This window comes from Cytobacillus sp., from assembly GCF_964223445.1.
GTDB lineage: Bacteria > Bacillota > Bacilli > Bacillales > Cytobacillaceae > Cytobacillus.
Genome location: NZ_CAXQGS010000074.1, coordinates 84,457 through 108,169, shown reverse-complemented (window position 1 = coordinate 108,169; position 23,713 = coordinate 84,457). Strand labels below are relative to the sequence as shown.

Annotated in this window: 20 protein-coding genes, 1 other RNA gene and 1 other annotated feature; of the genes, 4 read left to right on the top strand and 17 right to left on the bottom strand. The window is 41.7% G+C overall.

Annotation, left to right across the window (positions count from 1 at the left end; genetic code table 11):
- The first annotated feature begins 85 nt into the window (after nt 1-85).
- Nucleotides 86-595 carry a hypothetical protein gene (locus tag ACEQ1T_RS14125; protein ID WP_370223432.1) on the top strand — a complete coding sequence of 170 codons (510 nt, stop codon included), beginning with the start codon at nt 86-88 and terminating at the stop codon, nt 593-595.
- Nucleotides 596-650: 55 nt separating this feature from the next.
- On the opposite strand, the gene ACEQ1T_RS14120 is transcribed toward ACEQ1T_RS14125, so the two are convergent.
- The 5 genes from ACEQ1T_RS14120 to ACEQ1T_RS14100 all read right to left on the bottom strand — a co-directional run bounded on the left by ACEQ1T_RS14120 (nt 651) and on the right by ACEQ1T_RS14100 (nt 5,810).
- Nucleotides 651-1,412 (bottom strand): ThiF family adenylyltransferase, encoded by a 762-nt coding sequence (locus tag ACEQ1T_RS14120; protein ID WP_206838888.1) that lies wholly within the window; start codon nt 1,410-1,412, stop codon nt 651-653.
- A 287-nt stretch (nt 1,413-1,699) separates the two neighbouring features.
- A non-coding RNA gene (gene ssrS / locus ACEQ1T_RS14115) (6S RNA) lies at nt 1,700-1,887 on the bottom strand.
- 187 nt (nt 1,888-2,074) lie between these two features.
- A complete protein-coding gene (aspS, locus tag ACEQ1T_RS14110; RefSeq protein ID WP_258757285.1) occupies nt 2,075-3,850 on the bottom strand; it encodes an aspartate--tRNA ligase in 1,776 nt (591 codons plus the stop codon).
- Nucleotides 3,851-3,877: 27 nt separating this feature from the next.
- Entirely contained in the window at nt 3,878-5,152 is a 1,275-nt protein-coding gene (gene hisS / locus ACEQ1T_RS14105) for a histidine--tRNA ligase (protein WP_206838891.1), read from the bottom strand.
- A 129-nt stretch (nt 5,153-5,281) separates the two neighbouring features.
- Nucleotides 5,282-5,521, bottom strand: a binding site (T-box leader).
- A 112-nt stretch (nt 5,522-5,633) separates the two neighbouring features.
- Nucleotides 5,634-5,810 (bottom strand): hypothetical protein, encoded by a 177-nt coding sequence (locus tag ACEQ1T_RS14100; RefSeq protein ID WP_026041802.1) that lies wholly within the window; start codon nt 5,808-5,810, stop codon nt 5,634-5,636.
- A gap of 226 nt (nt 5,811-6,036) precedes the next feature.
- Between ACEQ1T_RS14100 and ACEQ1T_RS14095 the strand changes: the two genes are divergently transcribed.
- Nucleotides 6,037-7,782, top strand: a complete 1,746-nt coding sequence (locus tag ACEQ1T_RS14095) for an SH3 domain-containing protein (RefSeq protein ID WP_370223430.1) — start codon at nt 6,037-6,039, stop codon at nt 7,780-7,782.
- A gap of 54 nt (nt 7,783-7,836) precedes the next feature.
- On the opposite strand, the gene dtd is transcribed toward ACEQ1T_RS14095, so the two are convergent.
- The 8 genes from dtd to ACEQ1T_RS14055 form a co-directional block, all read right to left on the bottom strand.
- The gene (dtd, locus tag ACEQ1T_RS14090) at nt 7,837-8,277 is read right to left on the bottom strand and encodes a D-aminoacyl-tRNA deacylase (protein ID WP_370223429.1); all 441 of its coding nucleotides are present in this window, start codon (nt 8,275-8,277) and stop codon (nt 7,837-7,839) included.
- Between the two features lie 14 nt (nt 8,278-8,291).
- On the bottom strand, nt 8,292-10,487 hold the full coding sequence (locus ACEQ1T_RS14085; RefSeq protein WP_206838897.1) for a bifunctional (p)ppGpp synthetase/guanosine-3',5'-bis(diphosphate) 3'-pyrophosphohydrolase: 2,196 nt from the start codon (nt 10,485-10,487) through the stop codon (nt 8,292-8,294).
- 293 nt (nt 10,488-10,780) lie between these two features.
- Nucleotides 10,781-11,293, bottom strand: a complete 513-nt coding sequence (locus ACEQ1T_RS14080) for an adenine phosphoribosyltransferase (protein ID WP_174749983.1) — start codon at nt 11,291-11,293, stop codon at nt 10,781-10,783.
- Nucleotides 11,284-13,653, bottom strand: coding sequence for a single-stranded-DNA-specific exonuclease RecJ (gene recJ, locus ACEQ1T_RS14075; protein WP_370223427.1), 2,370 nt, complete (start codon nt 13,651-13,653; stop codon nt 11,284-11,286). The genes ACEQ1T_RS14080 and recJ overlap by 10 nt, the downstream gene beginning before the upstream one ends.
- Nucleotides 13,654-13,814: 161 nt before the next feature.
- Entirely contained in the window at nt 13,815-14,132 is a 318-nt protein-coding gene (locus ACEQ1T_RS14070) for a lipopolysaccharide assembly LapA domain-containing protein (protein ID WP_206838901.1), read from the bottom strand.
- A gap of 24 nt (nt 14,133-14,156) precedes the next feature.
- Nucleotides 14,157-15,059, bottom strand: a complete 903-nt coding sequence (locus ACEQ1T_RS14065; RefSeq protein ID WP_370223426.1) for a cation diffusion facilitator family transporter — start codon at nt 15,057-15,059, stop codon at nt 14,157-14,159.
- Between the two features lie 140 nt (nt 15,060-15,199).
- Entirely contained in the window at nt 15,200-17,464 is a 2,265-nt protein-coding gene (gene secDF / locus ACEQ1T_RS14060) for a protein translocase subunit SecDF (protein WP_370223424.1), read from the bottom strand.
- Nucleotides 17,465-17,760: 296 nt separating this feature from the next.
- Nucleotides 17,761-18,057 (bottom strand): post-transcriptional regulator, encoded by a 297-nt coding sequence (locus tag ACEQ1T_RS14055; protein ID WP_370223423.1) that lies wholly within the window; start codon nt 18,055-18,057, stop codon nt 17,761-17,763.
- 122 nt (nt 18,058-18,179) lie between these two features.
- On the opposite strand from ACEQ1T_RS14055, the gene spoVB reads away from it, so the two are divergent.
- The gene (gene spoVB, locus ACEQ1T_RS14050) at nt 18,180-19,745 is read left to right on the top strand and encodes a stage V sporulation protein B (protein WP_370223422.1); all 1,566 of its coding nucleotides are present in this window, start codon (nt 18,180-18,182) and stop codon (nt 19,743-19,745) included.
- A 58-nt stretch (nt 19,746-19,803) separates the two neighbouring features.
- Here the strand turns inward: spoVB and ACEQ1T_RS14045 are convergent, their stop codons facing one another.
- On the bottom strand, nt 19,804-20,454 hold the full coding sequence (locus ACEQ1T_RS14045; protein WP_206838906.1) for a DUF421 domain-containing protein: 651 nt from the start codon (nt 20,452-20,454) through the stop codon (nt 19,804-19,806).
- Nucleotides 20,455-20,645: 191 nt separating this feature from the next.
- Between ACEQ1T_RS14045 and ACEQ1T_RS14040 the strand changes: the two genes are divergently transcribed.
- Nucleotides 20,646-21,038: a TIGR04086 family membrane protein gene (locus tag ACEQ1T_RS14040; RefSeq protein ID WP_370223453.1), complete on the top strand. Its 393-nt coding sequence runs from the start codon at nt 20,646-20,648 to the stop codon at nt 21,036-21,038.
- A gap of 40 nt (nt 21,039-21,078) precedes the next feature.
- Here ACEQ1T_RS14040 and yajC read toward each other — a convergent pair whose 3' ends face one another.
- The 3 genes from yajC to queA form a co-directional block, all read right to left on the bottom strand.
- Nucleotides 21,079-21,363 (bottom strand): preprotein translocase subunit YajC, encoded by a 285-nt coding sequence (yajC, locus tag ACEQ1T_RS14035; protein ID WP_009333093.1) that lies wholly within the window; start codon nt 21,361-21,363, stop codon nt 21,079-21,081.
- Nucleotides 21,364-21,434: 71 nt separating this feature from the next.
- A complete protein-coding gene (gene tgt / locus ACEQ1T_RS14030) occupies nt 21,435-22,574 on the bottom strand; it encodes a tRNA guanosine(34) transglycosylase Tgt (RefSeq protein WP_206838907.1) in 1,140 nt (379 codons plus the stop codon).
- A gap of 91 nt (nt 22,575-22,665) precedes the next feature.
- Nucleotides 22,666-23,694 (bottom strand): tRNA preQ1(34) S-adenosylmethionine ribosyltransferase-isomerase QueA, encoded by a 1,029-nt coding sequence (gene queA, locus ACEQ1T_RS14025; RefSeq protein WP_206838908.1) that lies wholly within the window; start codon nt 23,692-23,694, stop codon nt 22,666-22,668.
- Between the last annotated feature and the right edge of the window lie 19 nt (nt 23,695-23,713).

Sequence of the window (23,713 nt, the reverse complement as noted above, 5' to 3'; positions counted from 1 at the left end):
CCTTTCAACAACTGAGAATGGAATATTTTCATCTTTTAGGGTGACGATAAGCCTAACAATCGTATTTTCCAAGGTGGTTAAAAGAATGAAGGAACGGAAAGACTCATGGAAACCGGAAGATGATCAATTACTCGAAGAAACAGTGCTTGAATACACTTCAAACGGGGATACAAAAGCATCAGCTTTTAAGAAGGCAAGTACTGAACTCGGCCGTACAGTTTCAGCATGCCAATACCGCTGGAACACGGTCATAACAAAAAGGGCAGATGATGGATCCCCAAAAACCTTAAGCAATAAAGCAGACAGTCAAACCCATGGCACTGTTCCCCCTTGCAATTTGGCTCAAGTTATAAACTTCTTAAGGAATTTTGCGAAAACACAGCCTGATTCAGAGCAAATGAGGGAAAATAAACGTCTGCACGAAGACCAAGTGCACTTAAAACTTCAAAATGAGCAGTTAACTAGAAGGTTGAAGGATAAAGAAGCGGAATTTAAAAATCAGCTTATGCAATATGAAGAAATGGCAAGCATTCTGAAAGAAGCCGACCAGCTGCTGAAGCATGAATGTAAAGAAGAGAAAAGAGCTGTTCATTGATTGGAGAGACTCCAGGACTTTATATGCGAAAGACCGGCATGCAGCCGGTCTCTTTTCAGTCATTTACACGTGTAATTTTAATATCGCTTAATAGTTCTTTAACTACATAGCTGGCCATGATTAAACCTGCAACTGAAGGAACAAATGCGTTTGAAGATGGCGGCATTTTGGCCTTTCTGATTTCAGCATCATCTTTCCCTACTGTTTTGCGGACATCCTCCCGGATAACGATCGGGCTTTCATCCGAGAATACAACCGGAACGCCTTTTCTGATTCCCTCTTTTCTCAGGCGTGTGCGGATAACCTTAGCGATCGGGTCAGTATGAGTTTTGAAAATATCAGCAATCTGGAACCTGGTCGGATCCATTTTATTTGCAGCACCCATGCTTGAGATCATTGGAATCCCTCTGTTCAAGCATTCCTTCATTAAATGAATTTTATAAGAAATCGTATCGGAAGCATCAACTACAAAGTCGAGACCATAATCAAAGAATTGCTCATAGGTTTCTTCCGTATAAAACATTTTTAAAGCAATTACTTCACATTCAGGATTGATATCCTTGATTCTTTCTTTCATTAAATCCACCTTTGGTTTCCCGACAGTAGATAATAAAGCGATAACCTGTCTGTTTACATTTGTAATATCAACATCGTCTTTATCAACCAGCACAAGCCGGCCAACACCGGAACGCGCCAATGCTTCCGCTGCAAAGGAACCAACTCCGCCTATGCCCAATACTGCAACGGTACTATTTTTCATTTTTTCAAGGCCTTCTTTGCCAATAGCCAATTCATTCCTGGAAAATTGGTGAAGCATATATATATCAACCCCATCAGATGTTATTTAGAAAGCATGTATTATCTTATACCCGATAATGAATATATCATACTTGAATTTTAAAGCAAGTAGTTCTATAGGATTAATGACATTAAGATTTTAAGCAATAATTAAGCCGCAACTTTCTCTCCAATAGTGTTAACAGCACTAAAATATTTAATCCTTATCACATTTCAGCAATAGCTCAGCTCCGGGTATGATCATATTGAACAGGACAACAAAAAATCCATGCTCACAAGCATGGATTTTTACAATCGTATGTACTAAAGAGTCCCAATCGTGCCGTCGCTGTTGATGCCCTCGTTTTGAACCCGCACTCAGCAGGTGGGTGTCCTGTTTCCTGCGTTTGTAAGTCCTCATCCATGAGGCTTTTACGCTACGGGAAAACTCCGGACTCCCGAAGGAATAATGTTGGTCAAAATTTCAGGTTTTACAACGAACACATCAGGACTCTTTATTTATTGATATGATCATATCACACGGTTTCTTCTTTTTCAAGCTGATGAAATGGAGCTAATTTGAACATTTTTATCCATTTTCTTCCTTGAAATTATAGAACTTGCCTTAAAATCAGGAGTTACTTCCCAGTTTATTTTTCTGAAAAATGTGTTTTTTTCACCATTTAATCATTATATAGGAAATTACTCACTTTTTTTCAAATTAAGCGCTAAGTGCAAATCATTAAGCTGGGACTGGCTAACTTCACCAGGGGCTTCTGTTAGCACACAGCTCGCACTGGCTGTTTTAGGGAAGGCAATCGTATCCCTCAGATTCGTTCTGCCAGCCAATAGCATTACAAGTCTGTCTAATCCAAGGGCAATTCCGCCATGCGGAGGAGTGCCATATTCAAATGCTTCAAGCAGGAATCCAAACTGTTCAACAGCTTCCTCTTTTGAGAAGCCAAGCACACTGAACATTTTCTCTTGAACGTCTCTTTCGAAAATACGCAATGATCCGCCGCCAAGCTCGTAGCCGTTTAATACAAGGTCATATGCTTGTGCACGGACTTGAGCAGGGTCTTTATCAAGAAGATCTAAATCTTCTCTGGCAGGCATTGTAAAAGGATGATGGGCTGCATAATAGCGGCCTTCTTCCTCATCGTATTCCAGAAGCGGCCAGTCTGTAACCCAAAGGAAGTTAAACTTGCTTTGATCAATCAGATCAAGCTCTTTTCCAAGCTTTAATCGCAGAGCGCCGAGTGCATCTGCCACAACATTTTTCTTATCAGCCACAAAGAGGAGCAAGTCTCCTGGTTCTACTGACAGAGAAGCATAGAATGCTTTTTGCTCATCCTCAGTCACAAACTTGGCAATCGGACCTTTTAAACCGTCTTCTTCCGCTTTTAACCATGCAAGCCCTTTTGCACCATAAACAGCAGCAAACTCTGTTAGGGCATCAATATCTTTTCGTGAATACTTTCCTGCACCATTTTTTACATTAATAGCCTTAACCTGTCCCCCGGAAGCTACTGCTCCGGCAAATACTTTGAAGCTTGACTCTTTTACTATTTCCGATAAATCCGTCAATTCCATCCCAAAGCGTGTATCCGGCTTATCAGATCCAAAACGGTCCATCGCTTCCTGATAGGTCATGCGCGGGAATGGAAGCTGGACATCCAGGCCCTTCACTTCTTTCATGATCTTTTTCATCATGTTTTCCATCAGGCCGATGATTTCCTCCTGGCTCATAAAACTCATTTCGATGTCGACCTGAGTAAATTCAGGCTGGCGATCTGCACGCAGGTCTTCATCACGGAAGCATCGTGCTATTTGGTAATAGCGTTCAAATCCGCCTACCATTAATAACTGCTTAAAGATTTGAGGTGATTGTGGAAGAGCGTAGAATTCACCCGGATGAACACGGCTTGGAACTAAATAGTCACGGGCTCCTTCCGGTGTGCTCTTCGTTAAGATCGGTGTTTCAACATCAAGAAATCCTTCGCTGTCCAGATAATCCCTCATCGCTTTTGTTACTTGATGACGCATCTTAAAGGTATCAAACATAATAGGGCGTCTCAAATCCAAATAGCGGTATTTGAGGCGGACATCTTCGGAAACATCCGCTTTATCATCAATGACAAAAGGAGGTGTTTTGGCTTCATTGATGATCGTCACTTTCTCTGCTTTAATCTCAATGCGCCCTGTTTCCAAGTTCTCATTGATGGTGCCTTCTTCGCGCGCAATTACTTCTCCCTCTATATCAAGAACAAATTCATTGCGGATCTTTTCAGCTGCTGCAAGAGCTTCAGGGGAAACTTCCGGATTGAATACCACCTGAACAATGCCAGTGCGGTCACGAAGATCCACAAAGATCAGCCCGCCTAAATCCCGGCGCTTTTGTACCCAGCCTTTTAAGCTTACTTTTTCTCCTATAGCTTTTTCCGTTACTTCCCCGCAAAAATACGTTCGCCCAAACATTCTAATTCCTCCCAAATATAAACTGATTTATGATTGATAAAGCTCTGTAAATTTTTCTATAAAAGAATCAAGACCAAGCTCTGTTTGTTCTCCCGATTCCATTGATTTTACATTAATTTTGTTCGCTTTAAGTTCATCTTCACCCAAGACAGCAACAAACTTCGCATTCGACCGGTCTGCCGCTTTAAACTGGGCTTTAATTTTTCTGTCAAGATAATCTCTTTCAGCAGAATATCCTGCCATTCGAAGTTTTTGAAGAAGGCCGACTGTGTAATCCTTTGCTTCCTCTCCAAGGGATACAAGGTAGCAATCAATGTCCTTATTAAGAGGCAGATCCACCTTCTCTGCTTCAAGAGCAGCAATGAATCGCTCGATACTTAAAGCAAAACCTATTCCCGGCGCTTCAGGACCGCCAATTTCCTCAGTAAGGCCATTGTATCGTCCACCGCCGCAAAGAGTGGTAATTGCTCCGAAACCTTCGGAATCACTCATAATTTCAAAGGCCGTATGATTGTAATAATCCAGGCCGCGAACAAGATTTGGATCGACAATAAAGTCAATATCCAGGTTCTTTAAATACTTTTGAACCTTCTCAAAGTAGGCTTTTGAATCATCATTTAAATAATCAATGATGGATGGAGCAGATTTCATAAGCTCATGTTCACGGTCCTGTTTACAGTCCAGGATGCGCATTGGATTTTTTTCAAGGCGATTCTGGCAATCCTGGCAAAACTCCCCGATCCGCGGCTTGAAGTGATTGACCAGAGCCTCTCTGTGTGCAGATCGGCTTTCTTTATCTCCCAGGCTGTTCACAATCAATTTAAGCTTTTGCAGGCCCATGCTTCTATAAAGTGACATTGCCAGTGCGATAACTTCCGCATCAATTGCCGGATCCGCGCTGCCGATCGCTTCGACGCCGAATTGGACAAACTGGCGGAAACGTCCTGCCTGGGGGCGTTCATAACGGAACATTGGGCCCATATAATAAAGCTTTACAGGCTGGCTCGCATCACCGTACATTTTATGTTCAACGAATGACCTTACAGCAGAAGCTGTTCCTTCAGGACGAAGTGTCAGGCTTCGTCCGCCACGGTCTTCAAACGTGTACATTTCTTTTTGAACAATATCCGTCGTGTCTCCAACACTGCGCAGAAATAATTCTGTATGTTCAAAAATAGGTGTTCTGATTTCACGATATTGGAATTTCTCACAAAGTTCCCTGGCCTTTTCTTCTATCAATTGCCATTTTTCAACTTCCCCCGGCAAAATGTCCTGCGTTCCTCTTGGTATTCGGATAGACATGAAAATTACCTCCTAATGCAAAATGATAACTATGTATAATTTATTGATCCTTACGCTTTAGCCTATAAATCAGCCATGATCGAAAGCATCGCCAAAATAAAAAAACTCCCGCCTCCTTGTATATTAAATACAAGGGACGAGAGCTTGGTTTTCCCGTGGTGCCACCCTAGTTGAAGCCGATAAATAGACTTCCTCTTTTACAGTTAACGCCTGTTAACGTTCAGCTCCTACTAAAGATCACGCCTTTTTCAGAGAGAAACCTACGAAGTGTTCTTTCGTTAAATCATCATGTGAGAATGCTTTCAGCCGGGCGGCACTCTCTCTCTTTTCATGTGGGGTTTAACTACTCTTCTCCATCAATGGTTTATCGAAAAGCAGAAACGCCTTGGTCAGGCGCTTCAGCTAGACATTTAATTGTATTTGTCATTTTATTTATATTATAATACGGAGCATTTTCATCAATGTCAAGACTAAAAACATGTTATGATCGTTCCAGCTTTTTTTTCAGTTTCCTGACATCCTTGAGAGATAGTCCAAACTCTGATGCGAGTTCAATCATGTTTGAGTTTTGTTCTCTTTGTATAAAGTCATGAAAATCTACCCCGAACAGCTGATTTTCACCGGATTGTGCAGACATCCCTTTTTCTCCAAATCTCATAGTGCTCACCCTTTTTATTTAGTCTGTTCTATTATTTCCATTTTCAGATGAAATGTTTCATAACAGGACAAATTTTATTCCAGCTAAAAATGATTGCTGATTAACCGATATTAGAAGGGAAATTGCACAAGATGCAGAAGTATTCTAGGACCAAAGTTATCTTGACTGCCGGCACCTTGTTTGTTTTTCTTTTAATAAGGATTTAATTATGAAAGGAGGCGGCCTGTTGAAGAAAAGAAAATCACTTATTCTCGTAATATGTCTTATGCTTTTGGCTGGCATAACACAGGAGGAAACACAGGTTAAAGCTGAAAATAGTTCTGTAACAATCACTACAAATAATCTTAACGTACGTCAAGGCCCAGGCTTAAGCTACCCCATTCTGGGACAAGCCCAGAAAGGAGATCACTTTAACGTTCTTTCCAGTGAAGGAGATTGGATTAAAATTAATTTCCAGGGTGAAGACGGCTATGTGGCCAGCTGGCTTGTTTCCGATATGACCACCAATCAGACAGGAGAAAAAGCAGTTAGTACAAATTCCCAGGCAATTATCACAACAGATGGCCTGAGGGTGAGAAAGGGACCTGGTACAAGTTACGGTGTTCTGGGGACTATACAGAAAGGAACAGCCTATAAGGTCAAGAGTACAGAAGGAAGCTGGGTTAAGCTCCAAACACCTTATGGAGACGGGTGGGTCGCAAATGAATTCGTCCAATACAGCGGCAGCAAAAAGAAAAATTCACTAAGCAGCAGCAAAACCGGGAAAATCACAGCAAACTCCCTAAATGTGAGAAACAAGCCATCGCTTCAAAGTGACATCATCGGCAAACTAAATTCGGGGGAGACAGTAGCTGTTCTTTCTCAAAATGACAGCTGGACAGAGATCGCTTTCTCGGGCAATACCGGGTGGATCAGCAGCCAATATATTGCTGTTCAATCCTCACCATCAGAAAGCAAACCAAAGCAGTCAGCAGCCGGGAAATCCGGCACTGTTACAGCAACCTCTTTAACCGTTAGAAATAAAGGATCGTTAAAGGGGAAAGCAATTGGTTCTGTTACAAAAGGCCAGACTTTTCCTATTCTTGAACAAGCTGATAATTGGGCAAGGATAGAGTATCAGCCTGGTTCTTATGGATGGGTGGCAAGATGGTTCATAGACATAGCAGCCGAGAAGCATTCCGGCTCTTCCCAGCAAAGTGTAAACGGCAGTTCAGCAATTATATTACATAACGGATCAAATATTAGAAAAAAAGCGGGCACCCAGTCATCTGTCATTCACAGGGCAAATAAAGGGGATAGCTTTGAAATTATCAGTCTGAATAACGATTGGTACGAAATTCGCCTGCCAAACGGCGGGCACGGTTTTGTTGCCGGATGGATCGTCACCGTTGAGGGATCTGCACCTGCTATAACTAAGCCTGGGGCTGAAAAACATCTGAAAAATAAAACAGTTGTCCTTGATCCGGGTCACGGAGGCCGGGATAACGGGACCACAGGAGCCAGAGGGACCCGTGAGAAGGATATTACGATCAGAACCGCTCAATTGCTTGCCGAAAAACTAAGGACTGCGGGAGCCAATGTCATTCTGACCAGGAACGGAGATACCTATTTGCCGCTTCCTTCCAGAGTAGGCATTTCACATTATCATAATGCAGATGCTTTTATCAGCATTCATTATGACAGCACGCCAGATCGGACTGCAAGAGGAGTGACTACCTATTACTATCATTCTTTTCAAAAGGAACTTGCAGCCAATATTCACTCCAATGTAACAGCAATGACCAACCTGAGAGATCGGGGCTATAGAGTCGGAGATTACCATGTAGTAAGAGAAAATAAACGCAATGCTGTACTGATTGAACTTGGATATCTGAGCAATCCGGCTGAAGAAGCCCTAATTGCCTCTGCACAGTATCAGCAATCAGCCGCTGCAGGAATTTATCAGGGACTTGCCCGCTATTTTAAAAATTAGCAAAAGCCCCGGCACCCAAATGGGATGCCAGGGCTTTTTGCATTATTAAAAACCTTACTTGCTTTCTAATATTAACGTTACGGGTCCATCGTTGATTAATTGAACATCCATCATGGCTCCGAATTCACCTGTTTCTACTTTCAGACCATTAGCTTCTAAAAACCGGTTAAAAGCATCGTAGATTTTCACAGCATGCGCAGGGCTTGCCGCTTCCATGAAATTGGGCCGTCTGCCCTTTCGGCAATCTCCATATAAAGTAAACTGGGAAACCGAAAGAATTTCACCTTCCTGATCGAGCAGTGATAAATTCATTTTGCCATTTTCATCTTCGAAGACGCGAAGATTGGCAATCTTATCAGCCAGAAAAGCCGCGTCCTCTTCCTTATCTTCATGGGTGATTCCAACGAGCAAAACAAACCCCTTTTTGATGCTTCCGACGGTTTTTCCGTCCACCTTTACACTGGCTTCTTTGCTTCGCTGCACTACAACACGCATTCTATCTGCTCCCTTTAGTTCATAATCCTTCTTACTGCATAAATATCAGGAATTTGTTTGATTCGTTCCACAACCTTTTGCAGGTGGCTGACATTGTGTATGGCAATGGACATATTAATTGTTGCTGATTTATTGCGGTCCGAACGTCCTGATACGGCTGAGATATTGGTTTTCGTTTCATTAACAGCCTGAAGGACCTCGTTCAATAATCCCCTGCGGTCATAACCGGTAATTTCAATTTCAACATTATATTCTTTCCGATCATTTAGGGCTGTTTCCCACTCAACTGGGATGAGCCTTTGTTTTGCATCATCCGTTTCTATATTAGGACAATCATCACGGTGTACAGAGACTCCTCTGCCCTTTGTAATAAAACCGACGATTTCATCTCCCGGGACAGGATTACAGCAGCGGGAAAGGCGAATCAGCAGGTTATCAATACCTGAAACCCGGACACCGGATTCACGTTTTTTTGCAGATGGAAAAGTCTTCAGTTCCGAAACAGCATTTGTAATATCTGAGGTTTGTTCGAGATCGCGTTTCTTGCGCCATTTTTCTGTCAGTCTGTTGGCTACCTGAAGTGCCGTTACCCCGTTATAGCCAACGGCGGCATACATATCTTCCTCTGTGGCAAAATTGAATTTCTCTGCGACCCTTTTAACATTATCAGATGTCAAAATTTCCTTCAGGTCAAAATCCATATTGCGAATCTCCCGCTCAACAAGCTCTTTCCCTTTTTCCACATTCTCTTCTTTTCGTTGCTTTTTGAAGAAAGTCCGGATCCTATTTTTTGCCTGTGAAGTCTGAGCAAGCTTCAGCCAATCTTTGCTAGGTCCATAGGAATGCTTGGATGTCAGAATTTCGATGATATCGCCGGTCTTCAATTTGTAATCAAGCGTGACCATTTTCCCGTTGACTTTGGCACCGATTGTCTTATTTCCAATTTCCGAGTGAATACGGTAAGCAAAGTCAATTGGAACGGAGCCGGAAGGAAGTTCGATGACATCCCCTTTAGGAGTAAATACAAACACCATATCGGAAAACAAATCGATCTTCAGTGATTCCATGAACTCTTCAGCATTTGCAGCATCATCCTGAAACTCCAGAATTTCACGAAACCAGGTCAGCTTCTCCTCAAAAGAAGAGCCCTCATTCACTCTTTTTCCTTCTTTATAAGCCCAATGGGCAGCAATACCAAACTCTGCAATTCTGTGCATATCCATGGTACGGATCTGGACTTCCAGCGGGTCACCTTTTGGCCCGATAACCGTAGTATGAAGAGATTGATACATATTCTGTTTAGGCATGGCAATATAATCTTTAAAACGGCCGGGCATCGGTTTCCAGCATGTATGAATAATCCCGAGAACCGCATAGCAATCTTTAATGCTGCTTACAACAATGCGTACAGCAAGCAGATCATATATCTCATTGAATTGCTTATTTTGAAGCGCCATTTTTCGATAGATACTGTAAATATGCTTAGGGCGGCCGGATATCTCTGCTTTAATTGAAACCTCTGACAGTCTGCCCCGCATGACATTGATAACATCATCTAAATACTCTTCCCGTTCCGCTCTTTTTTTCTTCATCAGGTTCACAATCCGATAATATTGCTGCGGATTCAGATACCTTAGAGCCGTATCTTCAAGCTCCCACTTAATCTTTGAAATTCCAAGCCTATGGGCAAGAGGCGCAAAAATTTCCAGCGTTTCGTTTGATATGCGGCGCTGCTTTTCAGCTGGCAGATGCTTAAGTGTCCGCATATTATGAAGACGGTCAGCAAGCTTGATTAAGATTACACGGATGTCCTGAGCCATCGCCACAAACATTTTCCGATGATTTTCAGCCTGCTGCTCTTCCTGTGATTTATATTTAATTTTCCCCAGTTTTGTTACACCATCGACAAGCATTGCCACTTCTGAATTGAAGGCTTCCTCGATATTCTCTAATGAGACTTCGGTGTCTTCAACCACATCGTGAAGAAAGCCGGCAGCAACCGTTGATGGATCCATCTCCAGATCAGCAAGGATGCCTGCCACTTGAATTGGATGGATAATGTATGGTTCACCGGACTTTCTATATTGTTCACGGTGGGCATGCTTGGCAAACTCATACGCTTTCTTTACAAGCTCTGCATGCTCATCGTTTAAATATTCTTTTGCTCTGTTGATGACTTGCTCGGCGGTCAGAACTTGATCGTTCGCCATGGAATCACCTTTATCTCCCTAAATTTTATGCATTTGCATAATATAATAATTTTGAAATTGGATTTACAACAAGTTATAAAAAAAATTAATATTGCTACTATTATCGAAAAAAAAAGGGAAGATGTAAAGGGATAGACTGTTATTTTTATGGGAATAACAAAAATTTTGTCGTTTTTTGTCCGAATTTCATTATTGTTTTTCCATAAATGGTTTTGGAAGCACTTTATAATCTATTTTCACAAATAAATAAAAAAGAGCGCCATTTCATCTGGCGCTCTCCTGGTATGAAAAAATTAATACTGCATCAATGTCAAAATATCGTAATCGTCAAGCTTTTTGCGGCCGTCAAGGTATGTTAATTCGATAAGGAATGCAATGCCTGCCACTACTCCGCCAAGTTCTTCAACCAGCTGGATAGTTGCATCAATTGTTCCGCCTGTCGCAAGGAGGTCGTCAGTGATCAGAACTCTTTGTCCAGGTTTGATGGCATCTTTATGAATGGTTAAAACATCTTTTCCATATTCCAGGCCATAATTAACCTTGACTGTTTCACGGGGAAGTTTTCCTTCTTTGCGGACAGGGGCAAAACCTACACCTAATGAATAAGCAACAGGGCATCCGATGATGAATCCACGCGCTTCCGGGCCAACAACCAGGTCAATTTTCTTTTCACGGGCATATTCAACAATTTGGTCAGTCGCATATTTATACGCTTCACCGTTGTCCATAAGTGTTGTAATATCTTTAAATTTTATGCCTGGCTTCGGCCAATCTTCCACAATTGTTATATACTGTTTTAAGTCCATTTTTCTTCCTTTGCCTCCTCAAGTTTTACAGCCCCTTGCATAGCTTCATCAAACCAGTCTTTGAGCTGCTGAAAGGATGAATAGAGCAAATCGCTCTCAAGAGTGTATTGTGTCTGTTTAAGCTGATAAGTTCGCGAATCAGCTAAATCACGTTTAACAGATGTATTATTTAACGAAATGACACCATTATTTATTTTAACAAAATCCAATTCAAAAAACACTTGAGACATAAAATCTACCGTTTCCCTGCTCCAGCCCTTATGCTTGGCTATGTCATTTCCATGACGCCTGATATCGATCGAGCCTTTCTTAGCAATCAGGGCAAAATACCACTTAAAATGATCTCTTGTTGGAATAGTGCTGAAATAATCACTGTCCTCTTTATAAAAATGAGCATAAATTCTGGCAGGTTTTTTTCCAGAGAATACATGACCAAGCATTTCCTTTGAAGGCGGCAAATCAGCAAGCACAATGTTTGAGCCTTCTAGTTTTATAGCTTCAGCATCCTCTTCAGATGTTATTTTCACCATGTTTTCCCCTGCATATGTCCTGAACTTGGATATATGTTCCTCATTAAAAAATATCCATGTTGTGTTTTCCAAAGGAATGACGCTTTGAAGCCTTTCGAGCCGCTTTAAACTCCGGATATCGAATAGCTGCCAGGAGTTCACTGCCATATCCTGCAGGAAGATTTGCGGTTTTTTAATATTATTCCATTCATTAATGGATAATTCGCCAATAACCGATAGCTTGGAATATGGTGAAATATGCTCATGCAAATGTCCGAGGCCAAAGCCTATCCCATCAAGGGAAGATCCATCATTCTCGATGGTGATCTTTATATGAGTTTGATCAGATCCGATTTTTCTCATAGCGGCAATATTGGCATCTTTTATCATGACTTTCGGTTTTGGATTTCCCATTCCAAATGGAGCGAGCAGATGCATTTCTTCAATAGAAGAGAGGCTGATATCTTTTAGATGGAAGACACCATCAATGCTGGTTACGGGAATAAAATCTTCCTCGGTCAGCTGTTCATTTGCAAAAGTATTCAGTCTATCCCTGAGGTCATCAACCGATTCAATTGACAAGGTCATTCCTGCCGCCATTGGATGCCCTCCAAAGTGAGGAAGGATATCCCGGCATTCAGAAAGATTTTTGAACAGATCAAAACCTTCTATACTTCTTGCTGATCCCTTTGCCAGCCTTTTTTCACTGTCATAACTGAGAACAATGGCCGGGCGGTAAAACTTTTCAACAAGCTTCGAAGCTACTATTCCGATTACACCGGCATTCCAGCCTTCTTTGCCTACAACAATTACTGAATTCTCACTGATTGGAAAATTTATTTCGACCTCTTTAACCGCTTGTGCTGCAATGTCATTGACAATAGCTTGCCTTTCCTTATTTAACATTTCAATTTCTTCGGCAATGGCTTGTGCTTCATATGGATCTTTTGTCAGGAGCAAATCCACTGCAGGATCCGCACTTTCAAGCCTGCCGGCCGCATTGAGTCGAGGCCCGATTGTAAACCCGATTGTTTCTTCACTAATGGATGGAAGTTCGATTCCTGCCGCTTTAAACAAGGCATTCAAACCTGTATTCTTAGTTGATTTCAGCTTTTGAATCCCGCGCTTGGCAATAAGCCTGTTCTCTCCTGTTAAAGAAACAAGGTCGGCAATTGTGCCAATAGCAGCTATTTCCAAAAGGTGTTCTGGCATTTCACCATACAGCGCATGTGCAAGCTTAAAGGCTACTCCAACACCAGCCAGTTCCCGGAATGGGTAACTGCTGTCCGGATGCTTAGGATGCACAATTGCCCATGCCTCAGGAAGCTCCGGGCCAGGCTCATGATGATCTGTAATAATCAAATCCATTCCAAGCTCTTTTGCAGCCTTTGCTTCGTTTACGGCCGAGATCCCTGTATCTACAGTAATAATTAAACGGATGCCGGTATCAGCGGCATGTTCAAAAGCCGGGATATTTGGTCCATAGCCTTCAGTAAATCGATTCGGTATATAGAATTGGACGTCAGCACCGAGATCTCTAAGTGCCATCATCATGACAGAAGTGCTTGTCACTCCATCCGCATCATAATCACCAAAAATTAAGATAGGTTCCTGTTTTTCAATTGCTTCTTTTATTCTGGAAACAGCTTTTTCCATATCTGTCATTAAAAAAGGATCATGAAATTCGTGGTCTTTATCGAATAAAAAATACCGTGCTGAATCAACGGTATCCATTCCGCGATTCATTAACAGCGATGCTGCAAGAGGAGCAATGTTCAATTCCTTTGAAAGCTGCTGCACCTTATCCTCCTGTGTTTGCCGAACAATCCATCGCGTTCTTGAATGTAACATACGTTCACCCCTCAGCTTATTAATTATACAAGAGGGGGACATGTGTTTCAATAAGTTAAAATCGGGATATTCCATACAGATTTGGAAAGAAAGATATTAATTGCCTGTCACCTTTTGCGGGCAAAAGAAAAACTTGAGCAAAAGCCCAAGTCTGCTTTATTTTAATGTATATCCCTATCCAGCTCTTTTTCAACTTCTTCGTTATCGGCATTATCCTTTGCCGCATTTCCTGAATTCAGCTTTTCATTTTCCTTTTTTAGTATTTTCACTTTCCTTTGGAGTGAGTAGATTCGAACAAGGCCAACAGAACCGACAATCAGTCCTCCCATAAGAACTGATCCTAAAATTACAAGAATGAGCGGCCACTGGCTTTCCCCAAACAAGTAGTTTACCGTTACATTATCAACATTGATTACTGCAAAAATAGCAACTATTAGTGCAAATAAAAAACCAAATAATAAAGCCCATTGAAATTTCATACAATCCTCTCCCAAATAAATTCTCTAATTTATGCGCTCTTCCCTATAAGGATTAATGTGCACAAATACATTTTGCACATTTTCCAAACCAAGCAGTTTGCGTTTCACTTCTTTACCCACCCGATGGCCAGCCTCAACAGTCATATTCGGATCCACCGAAACTTTAATATCTACAATTACATAATGTCCGTGTTCCCTGGCGTGCAATTCATCAATCCTCTTAACCTGTTCAACTGATTCAGCAGTTTTGCGCATCTCAAGTGTATCTTCTTCATGAAGAACATGATCAAGTGTGCTATGAATAGATTCTTTACCCAGCCGCCATGCCATCTGGAGAATCATAATGGAAACAATGAGGCCAGCAACAGGATCTGCATACTCAAGCCATTCGATCCCCATTCTTCCGCCAATAATCGCACATCCAATGCCTATTAAAGCTGCAATTGATGAATATACATCTGAACGGTGTTCATAGGCATTTACAATTAAAGCATCACTGTTAAGTTTCTTTCCCAAATTATACTTATAACGAAACATTGCTTCTTTCACAATGATAGAAACCAGCACTGCCGCAATCGCAATTGCTTTTGGAGGTTCAATTGGCGAAAAAAATGACTCAAATGATGATTTGCCGATTTCAATTCCCACTAGGAACAGCAAGACCGCAACAATTATGGCTGCAATCAATTCAGCCTTTCCATGACCATATGGGTGATCCTCATCCGGCGGCTGTTTTGCAGCTCTAAGCCCCAAATATACAGCAAAGGACCCGGCTACATCTGAAGCAGAATGGACCGCATCCGCCACGAGCGCTTTACTCCCTGAATATACGCCTATCGCCCATTTGATGGCAGCAAGAATAATATTGCCCACGATGCCAATTATAGCTGCAAATTCAGCTTTCTTAAAACGATCGTTATTTTCCAAAGCGATACTTCCTTCCTCCCTGAACTTGTTTTTAGTTTATCCTATTTCCAGGAATCATTAACCTTATTTGTAAAATAGACGGCATTAAGTTTTTCAGTTTAATAAAAAAACTCAGGCATTCGCCTGAGTTTTTAAAAGTATTATACTTGAGGTTCGTCACTGACTTTGCGTTTTTCTTTAACGGTATTAATAACGCCTTTTTCTTTCAGTTCTTTGCCTTTCCATACTGCCCACAACTGCGCAGCAAGGAATATAGAAGAATAGGTACCTGCAATTAAACCGATCAGAAGTGCAAAGGAGAAATTTCTGATTGACTCACTTCCAAACACCAATAGCGCAACGACAGTAAATACAACAGTTAAAACAGTATTCACAGAGCGGCCAAGCGTTTGGCGAAGACTTTTGTTTACAACATCAGCAATATCTTCGAATGATTTGAGCTTTTTCTTTTTCTGCATATTTTCACGCATCCGGTCGAACGTTACAATGGTATCGTTGATCGAATAACCGACTACTGTCAGCACTGCCGCAATGAAGGTAATGTCCACTTCAAGACGCGTGAAGCTAAATACAGCAATGATAAAGAAAGCATCATGAAGCAGCGCGAGAACTGCCGGTATGGCCATCTTGATCTCAAAGCGAATGGTTACATAGATGATAATGCCTACAGAGGCTATGGCAAGAGCCTTCAGTGCATTTTTAGCGAGCTCTTTTCCTACAGTCGGTGAAACAGTGCTGACATTCGGAGCTTGGCCGAAGTTTTCATGAAAATGAGTTTTAACTTCTGCTATTTCATCTTTAGTTAAAACATCTTTAAATCTAGCAACACCGATGTCTTTATTATCACCAGAGATGACAATATCATCCGTCTCAATTCCAAGCGCTGATAATTCAGCTTGAAATTTTTCTTTTGTTAAAGGTTCACTTGCCTGCTGCTCAATGCGGGTACCGCTGACAAAATCGATTCCTAGATTTAAGCGGAAAATAGAAACAACAATGATTCCTACTGCAATTAATACAGCAGATAGAATAAAAAACTTCTTGCGGTTCCCTACAAAGTCAAATTTATCGAACTTGGTCGGCAAATCAAGTGTATCGTAATTTTCAGCAATATTTTTGATCTCACTTTTCTTAACGCCAAACCAGCCTGGCTTTTTATTCAGAGCTTTACTATGGACCCAAAGACCCATAAGAAGCCTTGTACCGTAAACAGCAGTAATAAAGCTTGCCAGGATGCTTATAATAAGCATGGTAGCAAATCCTTTTACAGAGCTTGTCCCATACAGGAATAAAACGGCTGCTGCTAAAATGGTTGTGATATTTGCATCAAATATGGTCGAAAGTGAGTTTTTCTCACCAGCCTGGAAAGCTGATTTGATTGTCCTGCCCACTTTTATTTCTTCGCGGATTCTCTCATAGGTTATGATATTTGCATCAACAGCCATACCAACACCCAGAATGAGCGCAGCAATACCAGGAAGCGTCAATACGCCATTCATCCAGTCAAATACGAGTAAAATCAGATAAATATAGAAAGATAAAGTAACTGTCGCTATAATACCAGGGAAACGGTATACCGCAATCATGTAGATAAATATAATGGCAATTCCAATGATACCGGCAAGAATAGTCGTTTCCATTGCCTGCTCACCGAATTTCGCACCTACAGATGTCGAATAAACTTCATCGAGCTGTACAGGCAGGGAACCGGCATTCAATAAATCCGACAGTGTCTGTGCTTCTTCTATCGTAAAGTTCCCAACAATGGACACGGTATCCTGATTAAAGATCTGGCTTACCTGTGGAGCAGATAAGTATTTTGGATCTTCTTTTGCTGATTCTGCCTGGAATGAATCCTGGCCATCTTCAAAATCAAGCCAAATGACAAGCAGGTTATTTGGCGCTCCCATATTGACAATTTTTTGAGTTACATCTTTAAATTTGCTTGCACTCTTCAGCTTTAATGAAACACTTGGCTTTCCGTTTTCATCGAAGGTCTGCTTTGCTCCATTTTCAGCAAGGTCTGAACCATCCATCATCAATTGATCATTTACATCCCTAAATGATAAATTAGCTTCTGTGGACAGAATTTCCCTTGCCTTATTCTGATCTGTTACACCAGCAAGCTGAACACGGATCCTCTTATCTCCCTCAATCTGGATATTCGGCTCACTGACTCCAAGTACATTGATCCGCCTATCCAGTGCTTCGGCAGTACTGGCAAGGACTGCTTTATCAACCTTCTGGCCATCTTTTGGCGTTACCTCATAGAGGACCTCAAACCCGCCCTGCAAATCAAGTCCAAGCTTAATATTTTTTAAGATGTTATTTGTCGTTGCACCTGCTAAGCTTCCCAATAATACAACAATCAGGAAAAAGGCAACGATACGGCTGCGCTTTACCATTATGAATAAATCCTCCTTAGCTATCGCCCGGTATTTGAAATAACCACATCAGCATCTGATGCATTATTTGCCATACAGGCATGCGTCGGAAAGCTGCATAGCTGTTAAGCAGCCTCCCGTTATAAGACTTTCGTTTGAACCCTAGCCGGCTTTTACCATTCGTTCTTAAATTTCAATCTATGTATGAACAATGACATGAAAAAGACCGTTTACTCCGCTTTTCATTATGAAACAGATTGTAAAACCTGTCAATTTGTCTTATATCATGTTAATTTTTGAAAAAAATGGAAATATAATTACTTTAATAGTTCCCTTCTTTCTTTTTCATTATCGAAAGCAAAGTCTGTCTCTTTAAAAGCCTCGATGGTAGCATAGTGAATGTATTCACTCACTTTTACCTCCATTATTTCTTCCACAATTTCAAATAGCCTGACATTTTCTTTTGGCTTTTTCCACTTTTTCTTTGTCAGGAATCCCCAGAGCTCCTGCTCAGTCACTCTTTTATAGCCCAGCAGCCGAAATTCATCCAGTTTGCTTTCCAATGCAGGTTTTACCGTAGTGCGAAAATAATCATATTCATGGCCGATTTTCACTTTCAGCCGCCTCCCCGCCATTATTCACATGGAAATTATGATAGCTTGTCATGCTTTGTCCTCTATCTTGCATATAGATAATTGTATATGATAATACCCATTTTGAGAAGGCAGGGAGTTGAATGTCCAAATTTCTGAAAGGTACCATGATCCTGCTTGCTGCAGGCCTGGTGACCAGGGTCCTGGGCTTTATAAACAGAATTGTCATTGCCCGATTTATTGGCGAAGAAGGCGTTGGCCTTTATATGATGGCTTTTCCCACCATGATTCTTGTCGTCACCATCACACAGCTTGGGCTGCCGGTTGCAATTTCTAAGAATGTGGCCGAGGCGGAGGCAAGGGGAGATACAGCAAAAATCAAGAAAATATTAGTTGTTTCCTTAGCGACGACTATCTCACTTTCAATTGTTTTCACTCCTGCTTTAATTTTGCTTGCTCCATTATTATCAGATACACTCTTTACTGATGACCGCACACAGCTGCCATTGATGGCAATCGCTCCTATCGTGCCGATCATTGCAGTTTCTTCTGTCATCCGGGGTTATTTCCAGGGCAGACAGAATATGAAGCCTGCTGCCTATTCCCAGATGATTGAACAGATAGTCCGAATCAGCCTGATCGCTTTGATGACAAAATCATTTCTGCCATACGGAATTGAGTATGCGGCAGCAGGAGCCATGCTGGCAGCTGTCATTGGAGAGCTTGCATCATTGCTTTATTTAATGACCACATTTAAGCTTAAGAAGAAATTCAGAGTCAGGAAACAATTTTTTCAATTTGTTTCTTCCGGAAAAAGTACATTTAACGAATTGATGACCGTTGCCCTTCCAACGACAGGCAGCAGAATGATCGGTTCAGTCGCCTGGTTTTTTGAACCGATTGTGGTAGCCCAGAGTCTTGCACTTGCAGGGGTGGCGGCAGCGGCGGCTACAAAGCAATATGGTGCTCTTACCGGCTTTGCCATGCCTCTTCTAATGCTTCCATCGTTTATTACTTATTCTTTGTCAACATCTCTTGTTCCGGCTATCAGCGAAGCAAATTCCCAAAATAATATGCGCCTGATCGAATACCGGCTTCAGCAGGCACTCCGGTTTGCATTTATTACGGGCGGCCTGGCAGTGGTGGTTCTTTATGTCCTTTCCGATCAATTGATGGAAGTAATGTACGGCTCCTCAAGCGGTTCTCATTTTATTAAATTGATGGCCCCATTTTTTCTGTTTTATTATTATCAAGGACCTCTTCAGGCAACTTTACAGGCATTAAATCTGGCCCGTGCCGCAATGATCAACAGCCTGATTGGCGCTGTCGTTAAAACGGCAGTCATCTTTCTTCTTGCCAGCCAGCCTGCATTTGGCATCAATGGTGTTGCGATGGGAATTCTCACCGGCACAGTCCTGGTGACAATGCTTCACTTTGCAACCGTACTGAAAGCTATTTCGTTTACTTTTTTCGTCAGGGACTATCTAAAGACGTTTATTGCCATGTTTTTGTCAGGAGGCATTGGCTTCTGGATGCTCAGAGATTTACTTTCGCCTGACTTGAATACAGCAATAAGGGTTATTGTGATTTCTTCCGCCATCACTGCTGCATATATAATTTTCTTATTATTTTTTAAGCTCATTAAAAAGAATGATTTAATTCGGATTCCATGGATTGGCAGGCTGTTATCAAGGTTTGCATTTAGATAAATTGCCTTTATCAGCAGGGTCAGCTCAACAACTGGCATATCTTGAGCTGACCATTAATTTATTTCCTTTCGTCAAGCAGATCTACATAAAATTGGCCATTTTCATAGCTGCAGAATGATATATTGGATAACTCTTTATACCCCTCTTTTCTAAGCTCCTGACGCAGCCAAAAGTCACTTTTATTTATCGTTTCCAAATTAGTTTTCTGAATTGTGCCATCTATAATTAGAGGGATCGTAATCCCCCCCTCTTTGCTGTCCTTTTTTTCAAACACTGATAAAGTACCGGAAGATTCAAGGATGGCAAATTCAACATCAGAGATTTTGGCAATATCTTTTTCTCTTAACTGCAGGAGCAGGTCATCAAAGTTATACCGCTGTTTCCGCATGGCATTTTCATCAATTTTTCCTTTATTAATAATAATGGTCGGTTTGCCATCAACGACATCCCTGAACGTTTTGCTCTTCAGGGAAAATAGGGCCAGCACAATCTGCACAACCATCAAAAGGAGCATCGGCAGCACATTCTTTAAGATTTCTGAATCAGGAGTTTCAATCGCCACTACTGCAAGTTCAGCAATCATGATATAGACGACTAAATCCAGGATGCTTAATTCACCAATTTCTCTTTTGCCCATTAGTCTAAAAATGAGAAGAATGACTGCATAGAGAAATAATGTTCTTCCTACAATGATTAGATATTCTTCCACTTTTACAGCACTCCTTTTGATGCAATCCTTTATATCCTGCCGCATATTGGAACTTTTATGATTTTATCAGATTTTTTCTTTGAACATTTTCGATTCTATTTTTTCATTGTGTGAATATGCTTGTACTAAGGATTAAGCTGAATAGCCTCTGGGTAAAAGCTGTTCCTATTTACTGATTCAGAAGGGAGAGGATCAATATAGAAGAGTCAAAGAACTTCGGGAGCGCCGTACTTTATGGAATTATCGCCATTTTTGCCATTGCTGTAGCGGGCAGTCTCGTTTTTTCACTGCTGCTGCGGTTTACCTCGCTGCAGGAGTCTTCCCTGCAGTATATTATTACTGCTGTTTCGTTTGTTTCTCTTTTTGCGGGCGGGTTCATATCCGGAGGTAAAGGGAAGCAAAAAGGCTGGCTGCTTGGAGGCTTGACCGGCCTAATTTACTCAATTGTTATTTTTCTATTTCAATATTTGGGACATGACAGTTTATTTGATATGGAGCAAATGATATACCACACCTGTTTCACGCTGACAGCGATGATGGGCGGTATATTGGGAGTAAATCTCAACAACAGAAGAACAGCTTAAAAAAGAAGGTCCTGAAATTCAGGACCTTCTTTTTTTGATATTAAGATTTTGCTAATGCATCGCCAGTTGCCTGCGTTACTTCGCGGATCGCTGCACGATCGTATGTAAGACGGCTTCCGTCACCACATTTAATAACCACTTTGTCTTCGTCGATGGCATCAACGAATCCATGAAGGCCGCCGATTGTAACAACCTTATCTCCCTTTTTCAAATCACTCTGCATTTGCTGAACCGCCTTTTGGCGTTTCTGCTGCGGACGAATTAACAGGAAATAGAATAAAACAAACATCAGCAATAATGGTCCTAATGTTCCTAAAAGCTCCATAGTTTTCCCCCCTTTCAAAGATTGTCTCACTTTAAGGAAGAGCTGCTCCTTAAATGAACTCTCTTTTTTTATTAAAAGTTCTTCGCGTTAGGCTTATTGAATCCATACCTTTCGAAAAACTCTTCTCTAAAGTCACCCAAACGATCATCTCTGATCGCCTGTCTTACCTGTTCCATTAATTTTAGCAGAAAATAGAGATTATGGTAAGTTGTAAGCCTGATTCCAAATGTTTCGTCACAGCGGATCAAATGCCTGATGTAAGCACGGCTGTAATTTCGGCATGTATAGCAATCGCAATTCTCATCAATAGGGCCAAAATCTCTTGCAAATTTTGCATTCTTAACAACCAGTCGGCCATTACTTGTCATCAATGTACCGTTTCTGGCAATCCTTGTAGGAAGAACACAGTCAAACATATCAATCCCTCTGATTGAACCATCAATCAGAGAATCCGGAGATCCTACTCCCATAAGGTATCTTGGCTTATCAGACGGCATAAGCGGTGTTGTGAATTCAAGCACACGGTTCATTACATCTTTAGGCTCGCCCACAGATAAACCGCCAACAGCATACCCTGGGAAATCAAGAGAAGTTAAGTCTCTCGCGCTTTGTTTGCGCAGCTCCTCATATTCCCCGCCCTGTATAATTCCGAAGAGTCCCTGATCATTCGGGCGTTTGTGTGCTTGTAAGCAGCGCTCAGCCCAGCGGGAAGTCCGCTCTACTGACTTCTTCATATAGTCGAAGGAGGCTGGATAAGGAGGGCATTCATCAAATGCCATCATAATATCTGAACCAAGCGAATTTTGAATATCCATTGCTTTTTCAGGTGATAAAAATAGCTTGTCGCCATTTAAGTGATTTCTGAAATGAACGCCTTCTTCTTCAATCTTACGGAACTCACTAAGGCTGAACACTTGAAACCCGCCGGAATCTGTCAAAATGGCCCGATCCCAATTCATAAACTTATGCAGCCCGCCTGCTTCTTCCACGATTTCATGACCCGGTCGAAGCCACAGGTGATAAGTATTGCTCAGAATTATGCCAGCTCCCATTTCCACTAATTCTTCCGGAGACATGGTTTTTACTGTAGCGAGTGTTCCCACGGGCATGAACACAGGGGTTTCAAAAGATCCATGCGGCGTATGGACCCGTCCCAGACGGGCACCAGTTTGCTTACATGTTTTAATTAATTCATAACGAATTGCAGTCAAGTTTCAGTTCTCCTTCCATTTAAAGCGCAGAGCGCCCGTTTATCGGCGCTCGGAGCTAGACAGTTATCGAAGTTCAGAGATAACCTATTAATTAAATAATGAGCATAGCATCTCCAAAGCTGAAGAATCGATAACGTTCCTCCACCGCCTGATTATAGGCATTCAGAACGTTCTCACGGCCTGCCAGTGCACTTACAAGCATAATCAAGGTCGATTTAGGCAGATGAAAATTCGTAATCATGCCATCAATCGCTTTAAATTCATAGCCTGGATAAATGAAAATATCTGTCCAGCCGCTTGCTTCCTCAAATCGGCCATTATGCATGGAAGCAATGGTTTCTAAAGTTCTCGTGGATGTAGTCCCCACACTGATAATTCTTCCTCCCTGCTCACGCACTTCATTCAATAGCCGTGCAGTTCCTTCTGTTACCTGGTAAAATTCAGCGTGCATTTCATGCTTATTCAAATCCTCCACACTCACCGGCCTGAAAGTTCCCAGACCAACGTGCAGAGTAATAAAAGCAATATGCACACCCATTTCCTTAATCTCTTCAAGGAGCTGTTCAGTAAAATGAAGGCCTGCTGTTGGAGCTGCAGCAGAACCGCGCTCCCGGGCAAACACAGTCTGATAACGGTCACGATCATCTAGCTGCTCCTTAATATAAGGAGGCAATGGCATTTCTCCCAATTGCTCCAGCACCTCATAGAATATCCCGTCATACTTAAACTCCAGTACCCTGCCGCCATGATCTGAAACTCCAGTGCAAACAGCAGTCAAATTGCCGTTTCCAAACGTTATCTCTGTCCCTTCTTTCACTCTCTTGGCTGGCTTGACCAGCGTTTCCCAAACATCCCCTTCAAGCTGTTTGAGAAGAAGCACCTCTATTTTCGCACCAGTGCCTGTTTTTTCTCCAAACAGCCTGGCAGGAAGGACCTTTGTGTCGTTCAGCACAAGACAATCTCCAGCTTTGAGATTATTCTTAATATCTTTAAAAACACTATGCTGAATATTTCCGGTTTTTTTATCGAGGACCATTAGCCTGCTGCTTGTCCGATCAGCCAAAGGCGTTTGTGCAATTAATTCCTCAGGCAAATGAAAATCAAACCAATCTACTTTCATGATGTCACCCTCTGTTATT

Excerpts from the sequence above, each read along its gene's own strand:
- hisS (WP_206838891.1), bottom strand. The coding sequence starts at position 5,152 with ATGTCTATCCGAATACCAAGAGGAACGCAGGACATTTTGCCGGGGGAA.
- yajC (WP_009333093.1), bottom strand. The coding sequence starts at position 21,363 with ATGGAGCTTTTAGGAACATTAGGACCATTATTGCTGATGTTTGTTTTA.
- ACEQ1T_RS14085 (WP_206838897.1), bottom strand. The coding sequence starts at position 10,487 with ATGGCGAACGATCAAGTTCTGACCGCCGAGCAAGTCATCAACAGAGCA.
- aspS (WP_258757285.1), bottom strand. The coding sequence starts at position 3,850 with ATGTTTGGGCGAACGTATTTTTGCGGGGAAGTAACGGAAAAAGCTATA.
- ACEQ1T_RS14120 (WP_206838888.1), bottom strand. The coding sequence starts at position 1,412 with ATGCTTCACCAATTTTCCAGGAATGAATTGGCTATTGGCAAAGAAGGC.
- secDF (WP_370223424.1), bottom strand. The coding sequence starts at position 17,464 with ATGGTAAAGCGCAGCCGTATCGTTGCCTTTTTCCTGATTGTTGTATTA.
- ACEQ1T_RS14100 (WP_026041802.1), bottom strand. The coding sequence starts at position 5,810 with ATGAGATTTGGAGAAAAAGGGATGTCTGCACAATCCGGTGAAAATCAG.
- queA (WP_206838908.1), bottom strand. The coding sequence starts at position 23,694 with ATGAAAGTAGATTGGTTTGATTTTCATTTGCCTGAGGAATTAATTGCA.
- ACEQ1T_RS14125 (WP_370223432.1), top strand. The coding sequence starts at position 86 with ATGAAGGAACGGAAAGACTCATGGAAACCGGAAGATGATCAATTACTC.
- ACEQ1T_RS14080 (WP_174749983.1), bottom strand. The coding sequence starts at position 11,293 with ATGGACTTAAAACAGTATATAACAATTGTGGAAGATTGGCCGAAGCCA.
- dtd (WP_370223429.1), bottom strand. The coding sequence starts at position 8,277 with ATGCGTGTTGTAGTGCAGCGAAGCAAAGAAGCCAGTGTAAAGGTGGAC.
- recJ (WP_370223427.1), bottom strand. The coding sequence starts at position 13,653 with ATGTTACATTCAAGAACGCGATGGATTGTTCGGCAAACACAGGAGGAT.
- ACEQ1T_RS14070 (WP_206838901.1), bottom strand. The coding sequence starts at position 14,132 with ATGAAATTTCAATGGGCTTTATTATTTGGTTTTTTATTTGCACTAATA.
- spoVB (WP_370223422.1), top strand. The coding sequence starts at position 18,180 with ATGTCCAAATTTCTGAAAGGTACCATGATCCTGCTTGCTGCAGGCCTG.